21 protein-coding genes are annotated in these 15880 nt (G+C 42.8%); 12 read left to right on the top strand and 9 right to left on the bottom strand.

Going from position 1 to position 15880, the window contains the following annotated elements; all coding sequences use genetic code 11:
* Positions 1–43: 43 nt before the first annotated feature.
* Positions 44–295 carry a hypothetical protein gene (locus ABDD94_RS09845; protein ID WP_345955714.1) on the bottom strand — a complete coding sequence of 84 codons (252 nt, stop codon included), beginning with the start codon at positions 293–295 and terminating at the stop codon, positions 44–46.
* Positions 296–427: 132 nt separating this feature from the next.
* Here ABDD94_RS09845 and ABDD94_RS09840 point away from each other — a divergent pair, with 132 nt between their 5' ends.
* From ABDD94_RS09840 to ABDD94_RS09820, 5 genes are all read left to right on the top strand, one after another.
* Positions 428–790 carry a hypothetical protein gene (locus tag ABDD94_RS09840; RefSeq protein WP_345955713.1) on the top strand — a complete coding sequence of 121 codons (363 nt, stop codon included), beginning with the start codon at positions 428–430 and terminating at the stop codon, positions 788–790.
* A gap of 126 nt (positions 791–916) precedes the next feature.
* Positions 917–1150 (top strand): hypothetical protein, encoded by a 234-nt coding sequence (locus tag ABDD94_RS09835; protein ID WP_345947793.1) that lies wholly within the window; start codon positions 917–919, stop codon positions 1148–1150.
* A gap of 167 nt (positions 1151–1317) precedes the next feature.
* A complete protein-coding gene (locus ABDD94_RS09830; RefSeq protein WP_345955712.1) occupies positions 1318–1674 on the top strand; it encodes a hypothetical protein in 357 nt (118 codons plus the stop codon).
* 93 nt (positions 1675–1767) lie between these two features.
* On the top strand, positions 1768–2628 hold the full coding sequence (locus ABDD94_RS09825; protein ID WP_345955711.1) for an aldo/keto reductase: 861 nt from the start codon (positions 1768–1770) through the stop codon (positions 2626–2628).
* A 72-nt stretch (positions 2629–2700) separates the two neighbouring features.
* Positions 2701–3435, top strand: a complete 735-nt coding sequence (locus ABDD94_RS09820) for an SDR family NAD(P)-dependent oxidoreductase (protein ID WP_345955710.1) — start codon at positions 2701–2703, stop codon at positions 3433–3435.
* Positions 3436–3595: 160 nt separating this feature from the next.
* Here the strand turns inward: ABDD94_RS09820 and ABDD94_RS09815 are convergent, their stop codons facing one another.
* Positions 3596–3886, bottom strand: a complete 291-nt coding sequence (locus ABDD94_RS09815; protein WP_345955709.1) for a YciI family protein — start codon at positions 3884–3886, stop codon at positions 3596–3598.
* Positions 3887–4024: 138 nt separating this feature from the next.
* Here ABDD94_RS09815 and ABDD94_RS09810 point away from each other — a divergent pair, with 138 nt between their 5' ends.
* From ABDD94_RS09810 to ABDD94_RS09785, 6 genes are all read left to right on the top strand, one after another.
* Positions 4025–5185, top strand: coding sequence for a galactokinase (locus ABDD94_RS09810; RefSeq protein ID WP_345955708.1), 1161 nt, complete (start codon positions 4025–4027; stop codon positions 5183–5185).
* Between the two features lie 139 nt (positions 5186–5324).
* Positions 5325–5855 carry an RNA methyltransferase gene (locus tag ABDD94_RS09805; RefSeq protein ID WP_345955707.1) on the top strand — a complete coding sequence of 177 codons (531 nt, stop codon included), beginning with the start codon at positions 5325–5327 and terminating at the stop codon, positions 5853–5855.
* A gap of 4 nt (positions 5856–5859) precedes the next feature.
* Positions 5860–6519: a YdeI/OmpD-associated family protein gene (locus ABDD94_RS09800; protein WP_345955706.1), complete on the top strand. Its 660-nt coding sequence runs from the start codon at positions 5860–5862 to the stop codon at positions 6517–6519.
* Between the two features lie 51 nt (positions 6520–6570).
* A complete protein-coding gene (locus ABDD94_RS09795) occupies positions 6571–6783 on the top strand; it encodes a hypothetical protein (protein ID WP_345955705.1) in 213 nt (70 codons plus the stop codon).
* 245 nt (positions 6784–7028) lie between these two features.
* Positions 7029–7748 (top strand): pirin family protein, encoded by a 720-nt coding sequence (locus tag ABDD94_RS09790; protein WP_345955704.1) that lies wholly within the window; start codon positions 7029–7031, stop codon positions 7746–7748.
* A 5-nt stretch (positions 7749–7753) separates the two neighbouring features.
* The gene (locus tag ABDD94_RS09785; RefSeq protein ID WP_345955703.1) at positions 7754–8071 is read left to right on the top strand and encodes a hypothetical protein; all 318 of its coding nucleotides are present in this window, start codon (positions 7754–7756) and stop codon (positions 8069–8071) included.
* Between the two features lie 65 nt (positions 8072–8136).
* Here ABDD94_RS09785 and ABDD94_RS09780 read toward each other — a convergent pair whose 3' ends face one another.
* From ABDD94_RS09780 to ABDD94_RS09770, 3 genes are all read right to left on the bottom strand, one after another.
* The gene (locus tag ABDD94_RS09780) at positions 8137–8655 is read right to left on the bottom strand and encodes a GNAT family N-acetyltransferase (protein WP_345955702.1); all 519 of its coding nucleotides are present in this window, start codon (positions 8653–8655) and stop codon (positions 8137–8139) included.
* Positions 8656–8793: 138 nt separating this feature from the next.
* The gene (locus ABDD94_RS09775) at positions 8794–9594 is read right to left on the bottom strand and encodes an SDR family oxidoreductase (RefSeq protein ID WP_345955701.1); all 801 of its coding nucleotides are present in this window, start codon (positions 9592–9594) and stop codon (positions 8794–8796) included.
* A gap of 505 nt (positions 9595–10099) precedes the next feature.
* Positions 10100–10435: a cupin domain-containing protein gene (locus ABDD94_RS09770; protein ID WP_345955700.1), complete on the bottom strand. Its 336-nt coding sequence runs from the start codon at positions 10433–10435 to the stop codon at positions 10100–10102.
* Between the two features lie 178 nt (positions 10436–10613).
* Here ABDD94_RS09770 and trxA point away from each other — a divergent pair, with 178 nt between their 5' ends.
* On the top strand, positions 10614–10910 hold the full coding sequence (trxA, locus tag ABDD94_RS09765; RefSeq protein WP_345955699.1) for a thioredoxin: 297 nt from the start codon (positions 10614–10616) through the stop codon (positions 10908–10910).
* 41 nt (positions 10911–10951) lie between these two features.
* On the opposite strand, the gene ABDD94_RS09760 is transcribed toward trxA, so the two are convergent.
* The 4 genes from ABDD94_RS09760 to ABDD94_RS09745 all read right to left on the bottom strand — a co-directional run bounded on the left by ABDD94_RS09760 (position 10952) and on the right by ABDD94_RS09745 (position 15826).
* Positions 10952–11416 carry a DUF2147 domain-containing protein gene (locus ABDD94_RS09760; protein ID WP_345955698.1) on the bottom strand — a complete coding sequence of 155 codons (465 nt, stop codon included), beginning with the start codon at positions 11414–11416 and terminating at the stop codon, positions 10952–10954.
* 92 nt (positions 11417–11508) lie between these two features.
* Positions 11509–12903 (bottom strand): DNA/RNA non-specific endonuclease, encoded by a 1395-nt coding sequence (locus tag ABDD94_RS09755; RefSeq protein ID WP_345955697.1) that lies wholly within the window; start codon positions 12901–12903, stop codon positions 11509–11511.
* 138 nt (positions 12904–13041) lie between these two features.
* Positions 13042–14742, bottom strand: coding sequence for a M3 family oligoendopeptidase (locus ABDD94_RS09750; RefSeq protein ID WP_345955696.1), 1701 nt, complete (start codon positions 14740–14742; stop codon positions 13042–13044).
* Positions 14743–14887: 145 nt separating this feature from the next.
* Positions 14888–15826 (bottom strand): NAD-dependent epimerase/dehydratase family protein, encoded by a 939-nt coding sequence (locus ABDD94_RS09745; RefSeq protein WP_345955695.1) that lies wholly within the window; start codon positions 15824–15826, stop codon positions 14888–14890.
* Positions 15827–15880 lie beyond the last annotated feature (54 nt).

The raw sequence follows: 15880 nt of genomic DNA, 5'->3' as shown, positions 1-15880 counted from the left end.
TATTACTGCCTGGTAACTAAAAACGGCAAACATCTTTAACCACTCAGGTTGATGGTCCTTTGTTTTCCCAGTGATCTTTAATCACGCTGCCATCGGGCCCTAACTTTAACCGGCGGGCAAAGCGCTCACCTTTAATGTTGCCGTGCTCATCCTTCTTGCCCATAAAAAGCAAAATAGGCCGGCCAGCCTCATCGGTTTTAAAAGCCATATCATAACGTTTAAACGGCATCTCAACCATGGTTGAAGGCTCGTAAGTTTTATTAAGTACTTTAATTACTTCCTCTCCAAGTTTCATAGCTATAATTTAGTATTGTTATATTTAACTCGCGCCAAAAAATACTGTTTTACTTTTTACTTATTTTAACCTTTAGGTAATTAAAGTTTAGCTATTTTGGACAAAACATTTGTCTATTAACCTTTAATCGTCATGAAAGCATTATTTTATAGTGGGATTCTGCTGGCAACAAGCGTTGCGGCTTATGCACAAAAGTCGCAGGTGCCCGACGTCCAGCCCATCATAAAAAACCGAATTAATACCGTGTACTCTCATCGTATACCGGCATACACGGTCATACAATCGGCCGGCAAGCAGTACAATATCGCGCCTGAGGGTTTGAAGTTAATGAAGGCGGAATGGGTTACTACCACCAAAGTACTCAGAGATAGTGCATCAACAGCACCGTATGGTGCAGCCGGAAAAAAAGGCGTGAGCGTTTGTGTTCTGGACAATTCAGATCATCCGGAGGCGTTTAAAAAACTGAAACCATGGCTTACGCCACTTAAAAGCTAGCAGGCAATAGCATGCCAATTACCTTTATGCACATGCCCGTTAACACAAAAAGGTTTGAATACATTACTTAAAATTAAAACAAAGCTTGTGCTTTGGAGTTTAGCCTTAAACTAAACTTAAATTATTATGGCTAAGGCGAAAAACGACAAAGCAGCGTCAGGTGGTATCACCGCATATTCTGTAAAAACAAAAACTAAAAATGTTCCGATGGTTGACCCGGTGATTGACGTGAAATCGGGTCGTTACATAGCCACCGGCAAAGATGCAGATGGCAACAAAATGGCCGCCATTATGAGCAAGGCTACAGCCGAAGAGCACATTGAAAAAGGTAACGCCAAAAAAGGCACGGGCTGGAGTTAATTAGAAATCCCAATTAGCAGGAATTTGAATTAAATCTTACCTCTTTTAGGAAACTTACCTTTAAATTTTAAAGTAGCCTTGCAGTAAATGTAAGGCTACTTTCGTTATATTAACTTTTAGTTAAACACAATCCATTATCAGGTGTTATTCCATTAAATAACACTACAATGGAAAAACCAATCTCGCGCCAGGCACACGGCGCTATCGATTATGCTTACGGTGCAGTTGTAGCTATGCTGCCCGAACTATTGGATTTCAAAGAGGAAAAAAAAGCGGTGACGCTTTGCCGCGTACTGGCCGGCGGTGCACTGGCTTATAGTTTGCTTACCAAAGCCGAGTGGGGAGTTGTTAAAGTACTGCCCTTTAAGAAACATCTGCTTATCGATTTTACTACCAGCTTATTTGCCTTAGGTGCCCCGTGGTTACTTGGCTTTGCTCATAACGAAAAAGCCCGTAATGCCGTTATTGGCGTTGGGCTAGCAGGCTTATCTGCTTCAACACTTACCCAGGCCGAAGACATGTAAGCCACTCAACCGCTACTTTATGATACCGGCATGATAAAGCAAGGTGAACATAGCCTTGCATATTGTGTTATAAAAGCACATTAATAATATAAAATGGCAAATACTGTTTCGTTCGAAAAAACATTTCAACTGGGCGGCGATTTAAATATAAACCGCTTGGGCTATGGTGCAATGCGCATTACCGGCGATGGCATTTGGGGCCCGCCTAAAGATCATGATGAATCTATTCGTGTTTTAAAACGCGCTGTTGAGCTTGGTGTTAATTTTATTGACACTGCCGATAGTTATGGACCAAATGTATCTGAGGAATTAATTGCTGAGGCTTTATACCCTTATACAGATGACCTAGTTATTGGCACCAAAGGCGGTTTATTGCGCACCGGCCCTAATGAGTGGCCAATAGATGCCAGCCCTACCCATTTACAAGAAGTACTGGAAGGCAGCTTAAAACGCCTGAAACTGGAACGTATTGATTTGTACCAATTGCACCGAATAGATCCTAAAGTACCTGCCGAAGAAACTTTTTCTTTTTTGCAAAAAGTACAGCAGGAAGGCAAAGTAAGGCATATCGGCCTTTCGGAAGTAAGCGTTGATGACATTATAAAGGCACAGGAATTTTTTGAGGTAGTTTCGGTACAAAATATGTACAGCGTGGATAACCGCAAATGGGAAGATGTATTGCAGTACTGCAAAGACCATAACATTGCTTTTATACCATGGTACCCATTAAGCGCCGGTAATGTAAAGAGCCAGGCGGTGCTACAACGTATAGCCGAAGACCACAGCGCCACTGCCCACCAGGTAGCTTTAAGCTGGTTATTGCATCATGCTAACAACATTCTGCTCATTCCGGGCACGTCAAAAGTAACACACCTTGAGGATAACATGAGAGCACTTGACATACAGCTCACCGAAGCTGATATGCAGAATCTGGATACTGTATCACAAGGATAATCAAAAACGTTCATAAACTTTTAGCCCGTTAGCATTGTTTAAACTAACGGGCTTTTTTAATTCTACAAAATTATGCAGCTAACACACAATACTATATTGATTACGGGCGGCACGTCGGGCATTGGTCTGGCTTTTGCCAAGGAGTTTAAGTCGCGTGACAATACCGTTATTATCTGCGGGCGGCGTGAGGATCGTTTAAACGAAATTACGGTTCAGCACCCGGGCATTATAACGCGTGTTTGCGACGTGGCCGATGCCCAACAACGTGAAGAACTAGTGCAATGGCTGGTTACCAATTATCCCGATGTAAATGTGCTTGTTAATAATGCAGGCATACAACTGCTAACCGACCTTACTCAACCCTGTGATCTGGAACGTGTACGTTCAGAAATCGAAACTAATTTGGTGGCCCCTATTCACCTGGCCTCATTAATGGCGCCGCATCTACGCGATAAGAATGGTGCCGCCATCATCAATATATCATCTGGTTTAGCATTCGCCCCACTTGCTTTCATGCCAGTGTATTGTGCTACTAAAGCGGCAGTACATTCTATCTCTCTATCGTTAAGGCATCAGCTGAAAGATACGCACATTAAAGTTTTTGAGATTGCGCCACCTGCGGTAGATACCGAACTGGGCCATGACCGCCGAGAAGATAAAAACGAATCGCACGGCGGTATGCCCGTTGATGAATTTATTGCCGGCGCCATTGATGCCCTTCAAAACGATATTTATGAAGTCGCTATTGGCCAGGCCGAACATTTGCGTGCTAAACGCGAGGGCATGTTTGAGGTAATGAACAATTAAGCAGCTACGTTAAACCCTCCCATGTAGGGAGGGCTTAAATACTTGTGCGTATTAATGTCGAATCTGTAATTTCAAAAGCCACCTGAAATTTGGTTGGAGCAGTAAATGTGAACATGATCTCTCATTAGCATTCGAGACCAAAATGTAATAGAACAAACCCTTACACTACTGCCTGCTTAAACGGTTTCACGTCTATAGTCTCCCAAACTTTGCCGGTTACATAAGGATCATTGTTTTGCCAGGTTTCCATTTGTTCGTCGTTTTCAAATTGAACCATCATTACCGAGCCTATCATATGGCCTTCGTCGTTAAGTATGGCGCCACCTGCTATGTAATTGCCGTTCTCTTTCAATTCTTTTACTTTATCGAGGTGATGCGGGCGCACATCCATACGACGTTTAAGGGCATTAGCATCTGTAAAATCATAAGCTGTTAAAACGTACTGTTTCATATTTAAAATTTGTTGGGAGTATTGCGTAAGACGTTTATAGTAATGGTTTATGTTGTTATACTCAAACCTAACAAACTAAATATATATAAGCTTAAATAAAATGCTTATTTATTAAGAGCTTTTATATTTTTGCTTACCATGACAATAGACCAACTGAAACAGCAATTTGAGATCTTATTTAACCAACAGGCATTAGAGGGTTACTTTTGCCCTGGTCGTGTTAACCTTATTGGAGAACATATTGATTACAACGGCGGCCTGGTAATGCCCTGCGCCATCAACTTTGGCACATGGATGCTACTAGCACCTAATGAAGACAATGTTTTTAGGTTCAGAAGTGTAAACTTCGAGGAGTTTTACGAAACAGGTGTACAAACCGCTTATCAAAAAACCGGTCGCGAGTGGTATAACTACCCATTGGGTGTGTTGCACCACTTTGTTTCTGATAACAAAACTGTTAAAGGCCTCGATGTACTGTATTATGGCAATGTGCCAATCGGTTCGGGCCTGTCATCATCAGCATCTATTGAAATTGCTACAGCTTACGCATTTAATCAGTATTTTAAATCGGGTTACAGCAAGCTGGAATTGGTTAAAATGGCAAAATCAGTCGAAAATAACTTTATTGGTTTAAGCAGCGGCATTATGGATCAATTTGCCGTAGCGTTTGGCGAGGAGCATAAAGCCCTAATGCTTAACTGTGATACACTGGAGTATGAAGCTGTAGATGCAAACCTGGCCGATAATGTGCTGGCTATAATCAACACCAATAAACCCCGTAAACTGGCCGAATCAAAATACAACGAACGTGTACAGGAATGCCAGCAAGCGCTTGAGGCTTTGCAACAGGAATTAAAGATTGCCAACCTCTGCGATATAGACACGGATACATTTAAGCAATATGAGCACTTGATAACCAATAAGGTGGTGCAAAAACGCGCACGCCACGTAATTGCAGAGAATGACCGGGTAAAACTAGCTGCCAAAGCACTCGCCCAGCATAACCTTGCCGAGTTTGGCCGCTTGATGTATGCCTCGCACCACTCTTTACAGCACGATTATGAAGTAAGCGGTGCTGAGCTTGACGCCGTAGTAGAATACAGCCTTACCGATACTAATGTGGTAGGCGCCCGTATGACAGGCGCCGGCTTTGGCGGCTGCGCCATTGCCATTGTAAAAGCCGATGCGTTTGAGGACTACCGCGAAAAAGTAATAAACTACTACACCGGAAAAATAGGCTATGCCCCATCGGTTTACGCAACCACGATCAGCGATGGTGTACATGAGTTAATTGATTAGTTATTAGTTCACTTAGGCGAATGGACTCAAGCTGCTACTTGAGTCTTTAGTTCATTTTCTCAACTGGTAGTTTTCATAACAAACCTGATTCAACCAGTAAATGACCGGACCAATGAGCTAAAAGCTTAACTTTGTAGCTATGCGCAAACTGAAATTAGATGAACTAAACCGGGTATCGGTAGAAGAATTTAAAGAGCAGGATAAATTACCTGTTGCCATTGTGCTGGATAGCGTACGCAGCATGCACAATGTGGGTTCTATCTTCCGTACAGGTGATGGTTTTGCGGTTGAGCATATTTGTTTGTGTGGTATAACCGGTCAGCCGCCACACCGCGAAATTGAAAAGACCGCCTTGGGGGCAACACAGTCTGTGGACTGGACTTACCATAACAATGCAACTGAGGCTGTTGATGAACTACGCCAACTGGGTTATACCATTGTAGCCGTTGAGCAGGCCGAAAACAGCGTGATGCTGAACGAATATCACCCTGAACCCAACCAAAAGTATGCACTTATTTTTGGTAATGAGGTAAATGGTGTAAGCGAAGAAGTGATGGCTAAAATTGATACCTGTCTTGAAATTCCGCAGTTTGGCACCAAGCACTCATTTAATATAGTGGTATCGGCCGGTATTGTACTGTGGGACTTTTTTGCCAAGCTTAAATTATGACTGTATGAGTGCTGTCGCCAAAAAGTTATTGATGAAATCTGGCCAGCATTGGCTGTTGTACAACGCACCCGACAACTATTTACCCGTGCTCGAACCATTGCCCGAAAGTGTGCAGGTGAGCTATGTAGCTCAAGGCAGTTTCCATGGCATTCAACTGTTTGTATTAAACAGCGCCGAACTTGCCGCAGCGCTTCAGCAAATAGTGCCTTTACTAAAAGCAGAAACCATCTTTTGGATCATTTACCCCAAGAAAAGCTCAGGCAGAGCTACCGACCTTGCCATGATGAGCAACTGGGCAGAGCCCGAAAAGTATGGCCTGGGCAGTGTAGCTGCCGCTGCTATCGATGCAACCTGGACGGCCTTACGCTTTCGGCCCAAAGTACGATCTAAAGTATCGCCCACACGCAACAGTGAACTAAGCACTAATGAATTTGGTGCTTACATTGATGCGATCAGTAAAACGGTAACCCTCCCTCCCGATGTTGAAACAGCGCTTAAAGATCAACCGGCTGCGCTCAACCACCTCATGAGCCTTTCATACTCTAATAAAAAAGAATATGTGTTATGGGTTGTTACCGCTAAACAGGAAAAAACACGTAAAGAAAGGCTTAATAAAATGATTGAAAAGCTACTTAGCGGAAAGAAAAATCCGTCTGAAAAGTAATTACCGGCTCCTTAAGCGTCAACTTTATGGTGGCAGTGCTGTTATATAAAAATGACAGCAAGATTTATTGAAGTTACCGACAAAAATAACCGCCCGGCTATTATCAATGTTAATAATATAACCTCGGTTGTAGTATATACCAACCCCGACGAAGAAGTACACATCTACGTTATTGGTGATCGCGAATCCTATGTAACCGTAAAAGAGTCTTATACAGAAATTAAACAAAAGATTCTAACTGTTGTTGGCGGACCAGTCTTTTAGTAAGCTACGTTTTCTTTCACAAAGGAAGGCTTGAAGTTAGAGGTTACCAACCCTGCGTAAAAGGCGCGGCTGAATAAGCGGCGGCAAAGATGGAATTTGAATAACCGGGTGCATTTACGCTCCTTCCTACCTTCTAAATAACATGAATATGCCCTCGTTGAGTTGAACCTGCATAAAAACTTAACCTACATTAAGTGTATGGGCTATTGCTACCAATACCTTTGTATAACAAAACATATTTAACTATGGCAACTACTGTTTTACATAAGGCTAATGGCCGGGGGCACGCAAATCATGGTTGGTTAGACAGCCACCATACATTTAGTTTTGGCAGTTACTATAACCCCGAAGCGATGAACTTTGGTGCGCTTCGCGTTTTAAACGATGACGTGGTGAGTGGTGGCAGGGGCTTTGGCCGTCATCCGCATGATAATATGGAGATCATCTCTATTCCACTGGATGGTGACTTACAGCATCAGGATAGCATGGGCAACACAGCCATTATTCGCAAAGGTGATATTCAGGCTATGAGTGCTGGCACTGGCATATACCATAGTGAAATGAATGCTAATGAAAATGAGAAAGCCAAGTTTTTGCAAATATGGATATATCCGAATCAGAAAAACGTTGAACCGCGTTATGACCAGCTTACCTTAAATTTGAATGACCGGCATAACCGCTTACAACAAGTGCTTTCGCCAAATGAAGGTGATGAAGGCATTTGGATATACCAGAACGCCTGGTTCCATATGGGTAAACTGGATAAGGACTTCAAAACTACCTACCAACTGAAAGGCGGCGCAAACAATGGCGTATATGCATTTGTACTCAATGGCGATGTACGCATCAATAATCAGTTCCTTAACACCCGCGACGGTTTTGGGCTGTGGGATACAAACAGCATAGACATTCTCGCTGAAAGCGATGCTGAGATTCTGTTGATGGAAGTACCGATGACTTTTTAAAAATTATGGATAAGGTGAAGATTTTGGCAGTAGGCCGGCACGAAGAAATATTACAAACCGTGGTACGTTTAGTTAACAACAATCCGGAATGGGAGGGTGTGGGCGCCGTAACCGACAAAGATGCCGTACAGCAATTTGACCACCAAGTGATTGATGTGATATTGCTTTGCGGAGGCATTGAGCCGGAATCAGAATCCAACCTCCGCGCCTATTTTACTGCGCACCGCCCTGCTGTTACCATTATACAACACTATGGTGGCGGCAGCGGGCTGTTAACAGCAGAAGTATATGAAGCCTTGCGTAGAAAGAGCCAAACGCTGTAAACATGCAGTTCTTGCCTCTAAAACTTAAATGAAACGCACTCAAACTAATGTCCTGTCCTTAGCTTTTAACTCTGCACAATAAGTTTCTCCATAATCATTAGTTCTACCGGTACTTTAGCAACACTATTGTGCGTTACCAGGGGCATGGTTTTGCCGGTAGCTATGTAGCCCCGGCGCTCGTACCAACTTATCAGTTCCAGCCGGCTGGTTATTACAGATATTTTTATAGCTTGGCAACCCAATTTGCGGGCTTGCACATCTGCTGCGGCTAACAGTTGCCGCCCGATACCTGCCGCCTGTAATAACGGATTTACCGTGAGCATACCTAGGTACAGCTTGTTATTCTTTACTTGTTCCAGGTATACAAAGCCAACAATTTCATTTACCTCATTGGTGCATTTCAGCAGCGTTATTTCCGAGCGGGTGAAATAACCGCTCATTTCATTTTCGTCTATACGTATCCCTTCCAACAGGTGGCTTTCACTGGTCCAGCCTCTTGTTGAGGTTTCTCCGCGATAAGCGCTATTTACAAGAGCAACAATTTCGGGTACATCGTTTAAATTAGCGTTTGTAATGTTGTGCATATTTATTTAAAGGGTGCAAACCTAACATTCTTTTACCTTGCCGGCAACTTACTGCCCGTCGGGCTTTGTAAAATAAAAACACCCTGAACCAGCTATAAGGCCAATTCAGGGTGATATCACCGTAACTAAAAATTACAGTTAGTCGTTTTTATCAACAGGTTTCTGCTGTTCGTACATATTATGGGCAACTGTACTATCAGGCATCATGTTGCTCATGCCTACCATCACTTTGTTTTTAAAACCCGAGATCACTTTGTCATCTCCCGCCATTAAGGCGTCAAAGCCATCCTTTGCTACCTCGGCCGGATCGCCCATTGAGGTATTTTCCTGCACCATTTTGCTTTCCTGCATTTCGGCTTTGTTAAAGAAGTCGGTATCAGTTGCGCCTGGTAACAACGCAGTAACCGTTATGTTAGTGTCGCGCAACTCCTCACGTATAGCCTCAGAGAATGATAGTACGAAAGCTTTGGTACCGTGATAAACCGATTGCCATGGGCCAGGTGTTTTGCTGGCTATGGAGGCTAACTGCAAAATTTTACCGTCGTTACGGGCAACCATATCCTGTAAAAAGCATTTAGTCAAAATGACCGTTGCACCAATATTGAGTTGTATAATATCAAGCTCACGGTTCAAGTCAGTATCTTTAAACTCCCCGTATAAGCCCTGGCCGGCATCATTTACTAGTACATCCACCTGTATACCCTGGGCTTTTATTTCATCATAAACAGCAAAAGCTTCTTCGCGTTTAAACAGGTCTTTTGCCATTGTAATTACTTCAACTCCATTTTGGCGAAGTTGAGATGCACAATTGTTAAGCTCCTGCTCATTGCGGGCAACCAGAATCAGATTATACTGTTCGCGTGCAAAAATCTTAGCAAGCTCATACCCAATGCCTGATGTACCACCGGTGATCAGCGCATATTTATTTGTGTTTGACATAGTAGTAGATTTAACTTTATTAATTATAAGTTAATAACACTAACGATGTCAAATGTTTTTAAATATTTTGAAATTTAACGAAATGCTTACCTGTTTTTACGGGCTAAGGCACGTTTGATGATTTCGTCCCTTATTTGTGCGCACTTCTCATAACGCTCCAGTTGTACGTTTTCATTGAGCATAATTTCAAGTTCGTAAACAGATTTGCTGACAAATTCTAAATTAGCTGTAGTAAGGGATGCAAGTGGCTGAAAAAAGCCGTCGGCACTGTAAAATCCTACTGCCGACGCGGTTCTGTTGTTAGTTCCATCGTCTGGTTAAATTAATTAAGGTAGGCTTAAGTTAACTAATCAGCAGATCAATTCCAAATTAAAATTTGAAAATTCAGTACAACCAGGAAGTATGTTTCACTTATTTGAACTTATAAAGCTTTTTATTCGGGAAGCGTAGCTATAACACAACTATTCAAGGCAGACCGGTTATAGGCTGGTCTGCCTTGAAAATTCTAGAGCTGTCTCAAATCTTCCCTTATAGGATTGAAGATATCCAGCAGCTTACACTTAGTGATTGCACGTCCGCCGTGTGGTACGTTAGGCGGAATAACAGCGAAGGTATTAGTGTCTAACACCTGCGGAACGCCGTTCACGATAAGTTCAAACTGGCCTTCGAGCACGAAAGCACATTGGTGGTGGGGATGTGTATGTATAGCCGAAACAGCACCCGCCTCCACTTCCAAAAAATTAAGGGTGTTAACTTCAGTATGAATAAGCTTTGCCATGTACCCTGGCGACATCTGCTTTGCTTCTATTTCGCTAAACTTTTTAAAAATTAAGGTGTCCATGTTAATTGATGTTATTACCGGCAAAGATAGGTGGAAACAGAAAGAATAGCGTGTAGTTGACTTGTTTTGTTGTAAGCGTTGTTAGGAAGCCATTGTTTGAAGAATTAAGGTCAACGCAAAACGTATTTTTGTCAGCACTGTTACACCTAATATAATATACATCACAAGTTAACTAAGCATGGCAACATTCTCAGACATAATCAACTCACCGCAACCTGTACTTGTCGATTTTTCGGCCGAGTGGTGCGGCCCATGTAAAATGATGGCTCCTATCCTGAAACAGGTAAAAGACGCCATGGGCGATCAGGTGAAAATTGTGAAGATAGATATTGATAAGAATCCGGCATTGGCCGATAGTTACCGCATACAGGGCGTGCCTACGTTGATTTTATTTAAAAACGGCGAAAATAAGTGGCGGCAAAGTGGTGTATTACAAGCAGGTCAGATACAGCAGATCATTCAACAGTACCTATAGATAAAAATCTCTAACAGGCTTTTTACTAGGCACCTTATGTGTTATTGAACTTTATAAAAAGTCATGGTTTGGCCTATAAATTTGAAGTGCCAGTAGCCGGTAACTTTAAGTACACCATCAGACGTCAAATATGCTGCAGAGTTCCATTTTTTGCCGCTTTGCGCATCGTATATGATGCCGTTTTCCCAACTATCGGTCTTCGGGCGGTACTCTAATTTTTCGAGTACGTTCATACCTATAAGCTTGCGGGTGCGTAAGGCTTTATCAGGGTTTTTAAAATCAACCCTTGTTTCCATGGGCTTTGACGGATCGTCTGAATCGTCAAACCAAACCAGCTTGGCTTTGAAATCATCGTCCTCGCGGTATACCTGAACAATACAATTCTTTTTCTCCGATTGCCATCTGCCACAGATTCTATCGCAAGGCGCAACAGTTTTATTCACTGCTTTGAGCGTTACCGATAAAATAATAAGCAAAAACAAACTCACACTAAATTTCCTTACCATAAACAATTGCCTTTTACAAGTTAATAAATTAACGCAGATAAAATGACAATTGTTTTACAATGATTTTTAGATTGTTATTGGCGATTAGCCAGCTACAGCCTGATGATGTATCCATCCTCAGGATCTATTCCGGCATCTTTACGGGTCTCAATTGCATCCTGTACCCCTTTCGGTAATTTAGACAGCAAGTCATAACCGGTAGCCTTCTCTATATCGCGCACGGTGCACAGGTAATTAGTCCAGTTGGCGTTTACAGCATTATTATTTGGCGTAATTACTGCTATAACGCGGGTGGATGCAGTAACTCGCCTAAGGTCATTGTTGCCGTTTGGTAAAACCAAAACCACTTTCCATATATAAGCCGGTACTGTTATGCGACCGCTGTCTATAGTAGTTTTAAAACCGCGCGTGCCATACCCCCCTTTGCCGTAGTTACCCATTATTACGTAAACCTCATTGCCCTGATTTACCAGATGGCGTTCATAGCTTTCTAAATTACCCCAGGTATGCTGGTTATTGGCTGGCGCTTGCGGTATCATATTCGTCATTAAAAAAGTTGCCGAATTAGCTTTGAGAGAATTAGTACGATCGGCTGATGGGCAATTATGGCCCCGCTCAAAACCACTGCCTATGTAGCTTGTACTTTGCACATGATACCAATTAGGTGGCAAGGTGTTATCGGGTCTAAAATCGTTTACTCGTTTTATGCTGCCCAGCCATTCGTCACCTACATACCAGCTTACCCAATTAGGACAACCTCTATCCCGATTATAGCTTAACGTATAATAGGGTTTAGCAATTAAATAATTATTGGGCAATGAGACGCTGTTAACTGCATTGCTCGGGTTACCCAGCAGCAGGTGGCTATTGTCGCCAGCAACGGGTGTATCTGTGCCTAAACTTTGAGTCGAATCTGCTGAGGTAGTGATTGAGGATTTACCTCCCAAAGGATAAATAGTAAAATCGTCAATATTGATACGGTTATTACCACCAGAGATTTTTACGACCTGAAACCGCACTTGCTTTTTAGTGTTCACAGTAAAACTTGCAGTTTGCAAACGGTGCTCCTTACTGGTTATATCCTCACCTACCTGCTGATATGTATGTCCACCATCAACAGACATTTGAAGTTGCCATGCCGATGCTTTGTTTTGCTGATAAGCGCTGTGCTTTATTGTAACCATAGAGGCGCCGTTTGCATCAAACTCCATCCTTAAAACACCCTTGTTCCGTATGCGTACAGACTGGTTGCCTGCTTTTGCATCCTTGCTGCCCGTTGCAATCAACGCATTATCCAGCAACCATGCCCCTTTGCCTAGTCTTACTTCGGCCTTGCTGTAACTACCCTTAGCCCCAGCCTCAAAATCTTCATTGATTATAGAAGAAGCAGCGACTGCTGCAGATTGATCTGCCGGTTGCTTGTTTTCATTACAGGCCGCAACAAAAAGCAGAAAGCAAATGAGAAAATGACAGATATATCGCTTCATTGTTAATTTAGGTACTGGTAATTTAAATAAATAAATTAACGGAAAAGTTTGTCTCTCTTAAATAAAAAGACCTCAAGCATCTATTAGACTTTGCTTGAGGTCAGGAGGCCAAACATATTAAAATTTAATGTTATACCGTCATATTTTCTCTAATTCGCTTTTCACAAACTCGGCCAGTTCTTTAACGTAGTCGGCGCTAAAATCAAACTTTATACCAGCGGTTTCATATATCTCGGTTATGGTTTTAGTGTAACCCAGCTTTAAGGCGTCGATATACTGTTGTAAACCTTTTTCGGGGTTTTCTTTATAATTTTTCCAAACTGCTATAGCACCTAACTGAGCCATGCCGTACTCAATGTAATAAAACGGCACCTCAAAAATATGCAATTGTTTTTGCCAGAGGTTTGCTTCAGCATCAGAGTGTTCGCTCCAGTCTATAAAACCGGCACCAAAGCGCTCATAGATTTGAATCCAGGCATCCCGGCGTTGTGCATCGGTATGGTCGGGGTTGGTGTACAACCAGTGTTGAAATTGATCTACCACAGCTACCCAGGGAAGGGTCTTCAGCACATCAATCAATTGATCGCGTTTGGCGCGTTTAAGTTCCTCTTCATCACTAAAGTACACATCCCAATTATCCATCGAGATCAACTCCATTGACATGGAGGCCAGTTCGGCCACTTCGCTTGGGCAATGTTTAAAATCATTAAGCTCCAAACCGGCGGTAAGAAAAGTATGCACCGCATGGCCACCTTCATGTACCATGGTGGTAAGATCGCGGAAGGTATTAGCAGAGTTCATGAAAATGAATGGCGCGCCTGTTTCTGCCAGCGGGTAGTTATAACCGCCTGGGGCTTTACCTTTGCGACTTTCCACATCGAACAGGCCATTCTCCTTCATGATGCTCAAACGTTCGCCCAGGTAAGGGTTAATGCGGTTAAAACACGCAATAGATTTATCAACCAGGTCTTCTCCGTTTTGAAAAGGTTTTAGAGCCGGCTTACCAGTAATATCAACATCCATATCCCAGGGCTTAAGCGCATCCAACCCTAAAGCTTCCTGACGCTTATGTGCCTGTTCACGCAGAATGGGCACTACAGCCGTTTCTATAGCCTCATGAAAGGCATAGCAGTCCTGCGGGGTATAATCAAAACGCCCCAGCGCCTGGAACATGTAATCTCTAAAATTTTCAAAATCGGCATTGCGGGCTACTTTATGGCGCAGCACAAGCAGCAGGTCGAATAGCTCATTAAGCGGTTGCTTATCCTGCAATCGGCGGTCGGTAATTTTCTCCCATGCATCCTGTCTTTTGCTGCGGTCGGTATCTTTTAGTAAAGCGGCGGCTTGTTCTAATGTGAACTCCTTATCGCCTATGTGCACCGACATGGCACCGGTTATAGACTGGTACTTTTGCTGCTCCAACTGAATCTCCGTTTGTACCGGTATATTCTCTTCCCTAAATAGCTCAAGTGACTTTTTAATACTTCGTAAGTATATAAAGTATTTCTTCTCGTCGAGCTTGTTAACAAATTCGCTATCAACTAATTTCTGATTTAACTGGTTATTATAAGGAGCTATTTTCGGTTCAATCTCAGTAGCGAAGTACTGAAAGTTTTGAAGCAGCTCTTCGTTCGTTGTATCGCAGGTCATGCGGATGTAACGCCAGGCAAAATCTTCTTCCAGGGCAGCTTCCAACTCGCTACGGTCATGCAGCCATTGCTCCAGCTCTGCAACCGAATTTATTTGGCGGCTGCTTAGTTCCTGATAAAGCGGCTCTAAATTTTCCCATTTAATTTCCAGCTGTGCCGGAATGTATGTTCTTTCTTTGGCGGATATCATTTGTAAATAAGGCATATCTTTTATGACATGCAGCTTTACAAATGTGCAACTGTACAAAGGATTAAGCAAATGAATTAGAGATAATTTTAGTAACAGAAAATTCAAATCACATCCCTAAATCACCATAGTAAATTACACCGGCAACTTATTGCTGCCTGAACAGAGTTTTCGACAAGTGTAGTATACCGTCAGCATAAGGCGTAGGCCGCACATTGAACGCTTTTTCAAACCTGGTTGAATCGAAAATATAATCGTGATCATACTGATAATACATTTCTACAGTGCCTTGTATCACTTTGTTAAACATGCCTATCAATTGCAGCATCAGTTTATTTACCGTCATGTACCGCGGCTTCGTGCCGAATACAGATGCAGCAATTTCCAAAAACTCTAAGCCGGTTAAGGCAGGGGCCGTAGGCAGATGCCATATCTGGTTATCGTGTTCAGGGTGCTGACCTAAAAGAGCCATAGCCTTACCGGCATCGGGTACGTAAGTGAAGCAGTGTTTAGTTTGCGCTTTGCCCAGCCACATAGCTTTTTGGCTCTTTGCAAATTTAGCAAGCACCATGCTGTCTAAAAAGCTGTTCATACTTTCGGCGCCATAAAAATCGGCAGCCCTTCCAATGGTAACGTGCAAGTTACCTAACTTTACCTCTTCCATTAGTTGAGTTGCTACACGCGCTCTTACCTCCCCCTTTTTGCTCACTGGGTTGTATGGCGTGCTTTCGAGCATAGGCCCGTTAACCAAACCATACATGTATACATTGTCAAAAAAAATGAGTCGGGCATTGTTCTCTTTAGCCGCATTGATAACATTTTGAGCAATAACAGGCCATTGTTGCTGCCATACATCTTTATCGTAAACCAAGCCGGCACATAGGTAGATAACGCTCGATCCTTTGGTTGCTAACATTACTTCTGCAGCTTGCGTAAGATCGGCTTTATGCCACTGCACTTTGGGGTTGTGAGTGGCTACCGGCCTGCGGCTAACCAATCGTATGTTCTTAATTTGATTTAAACTGGCTAGCTCGGTAGTAAGTGCATTGGCAATTGGTCCGCCTGCTCCTAAAATAGTGTGCATCATTGGGTGTGTTTTAATAATTCAAAACTACCCCATGCCTGCCAGCTAAAACGTTAA

The sequence above is a fragment of the Mucilaginibacter sp. PAMB04168 genome, from assembly GCF_039634365.2.
GTDB lineage: Bacteria > Bacteroidota > Bacteroidia > Sphingobacteriales > Sphingobacteriaceae > Mucilaginibacter.
Note: the sequence above shows the minus strand (reverse complement) of the source record. Positions and strands in the feature narration are given on the sequence as shown.

Coding starts and splice junctions, on each gene's coding strand:
- ABDD94_RS09845 (WP_345955714.1), bottom strand. CDS start 295: ATGAAACTTGGAGAGGAAGTAATTAAAGTACTTAATAAAACTTACGAG.
- ABDD94_RS09840 (WP_345955713.1), top strand. CDS start 428: ATGAAAGCATTATTTTATAGTGGGATTCTGCTGGCAACAAGCGTTGCG.
- ABDD94_RS09835 (WP_345947793.1), top strand. CDS start 917: ATGGCTAAGGCGAAAAACGACAAAGCAGCGTCAGGTGGTATCACCGCA.
- ABDD94_RS09830 (WP_345955712.1), top strand. CDS start 1,318: ATGGAAAAACCAATCTCGCGCCAGGCACACGGCGCTATCGATTATGCT.
- ABDD94_RS09825 (WP_345955711.1), top strand. CDS start 1,768: ATGGCAAATACTGTTTCGTTCGAAAAAACATTTCAACTGGGCGGCGAT.
- ABDD94_RS09820 (WP_345955710.1), top strand. CDS start 2,701: ATGCAGCTAACACACAATACTATATTGATTACGGGCGGCACGTCGGGC.
- ABDD94_RS09815 (WP_345955709.1), bottom strand. CDS start 3,886: ATGAAACAGTACGTTTTAACAGCTTATGATTTTACAGATGCTAATGCC.
- ABDD94_RS09810 (WP_345955708.1), top strand. CDS start 4,025: ATGACAATAGACCAACTGAAACAGCAATTTGAGATCTTATTTAACCAA.
- ABDD94_RS09805 (WP_345955707.1), top strand. CDS start 5,325: ATGCGCAAACTGAAATTAGATGAACTAAACCGGGTATCGGTAGAAGAA.
- ABDD94_RS09800 (WP_345955706.1), top strand. CDS start 5,860: ATGAGTGCTGTCGCCAAAAAGTTATTGATGAAATCTGGCCAGCATTGG.
- ABDD94_RS09795 (WP_345955705.1), top strand. CDS start 6,571: ATGACAGCAAGATTTATTGAAGTTACCGACAAAAATAACCGCCCGGCT.
- ABDD94_RS09790 (WP_345955704.1), top strand. CDS start 7,029: ATGGCAACTACTGTTTTACATAAGGCTAATGGCCGGGGGCACGCAAAT.
- ABDD94_RS09785 (WP_345955703.1), top strand. CDS start 7,754: ATGGATAAGGTGAAGATTTTGGCAGTAGGCCGGCACGAAGAAATATTA.
- ABDD94_RS09780 (WP_345955702.1), bottom strand. CDS start 8,655: ATGCACAACATTACAAACGCTAATTTAAACGATGTACCCGAAATTGTT.
- ABDD94_RS09775 (WP_345955701.1), bottom strand. CDS start 9,594: ATGTCAAACACAAATAAATATGCGCTGATCACCGGTGGTACATCAGGC.
- ABDD94_RS09770 (WP_345955700.1), bottom strand. CDS start 10,435: ATGGACACCTTAATTTTTAAAAAGTTTAGCGAAATAGAAGCAAAGCAG.
- trxA (WP_345955699.1), top strand. CDS start 10,614: ATGGCAACATTCTCAGACATAATCAACTCACCGCAACCTGTACTTGTC.
- ABDD94_RS09760 (WP_345955698.1), bottom strand. CDS start 11,416: ATGGTAAGGAAATTTAGTGTGAGTTTGTTTTTGCTTATTATTTTATCG.
- ABDD94_RS09755 (WP_345955697.1), bottom strand. CDS start 12,903: ATGAAGCGATATATCTGTCATTTTCTCATTTGCTTTCTGCTTTTTGTT.
- ABDD94_RS09750 (WP_345955696.1), bottom strand. CDS start 14,742: ATGATATCCGCCAAAGAAAGAACATACATTCCGGCACAGCTGGAAATT.
- ABDD94_RS09745 (WP_345955695.1), bottom strand. CDS start 15,826: ATGATGCACACTATTTTAGGAGCAGGCGGACCAATTGCCAATGCACTT.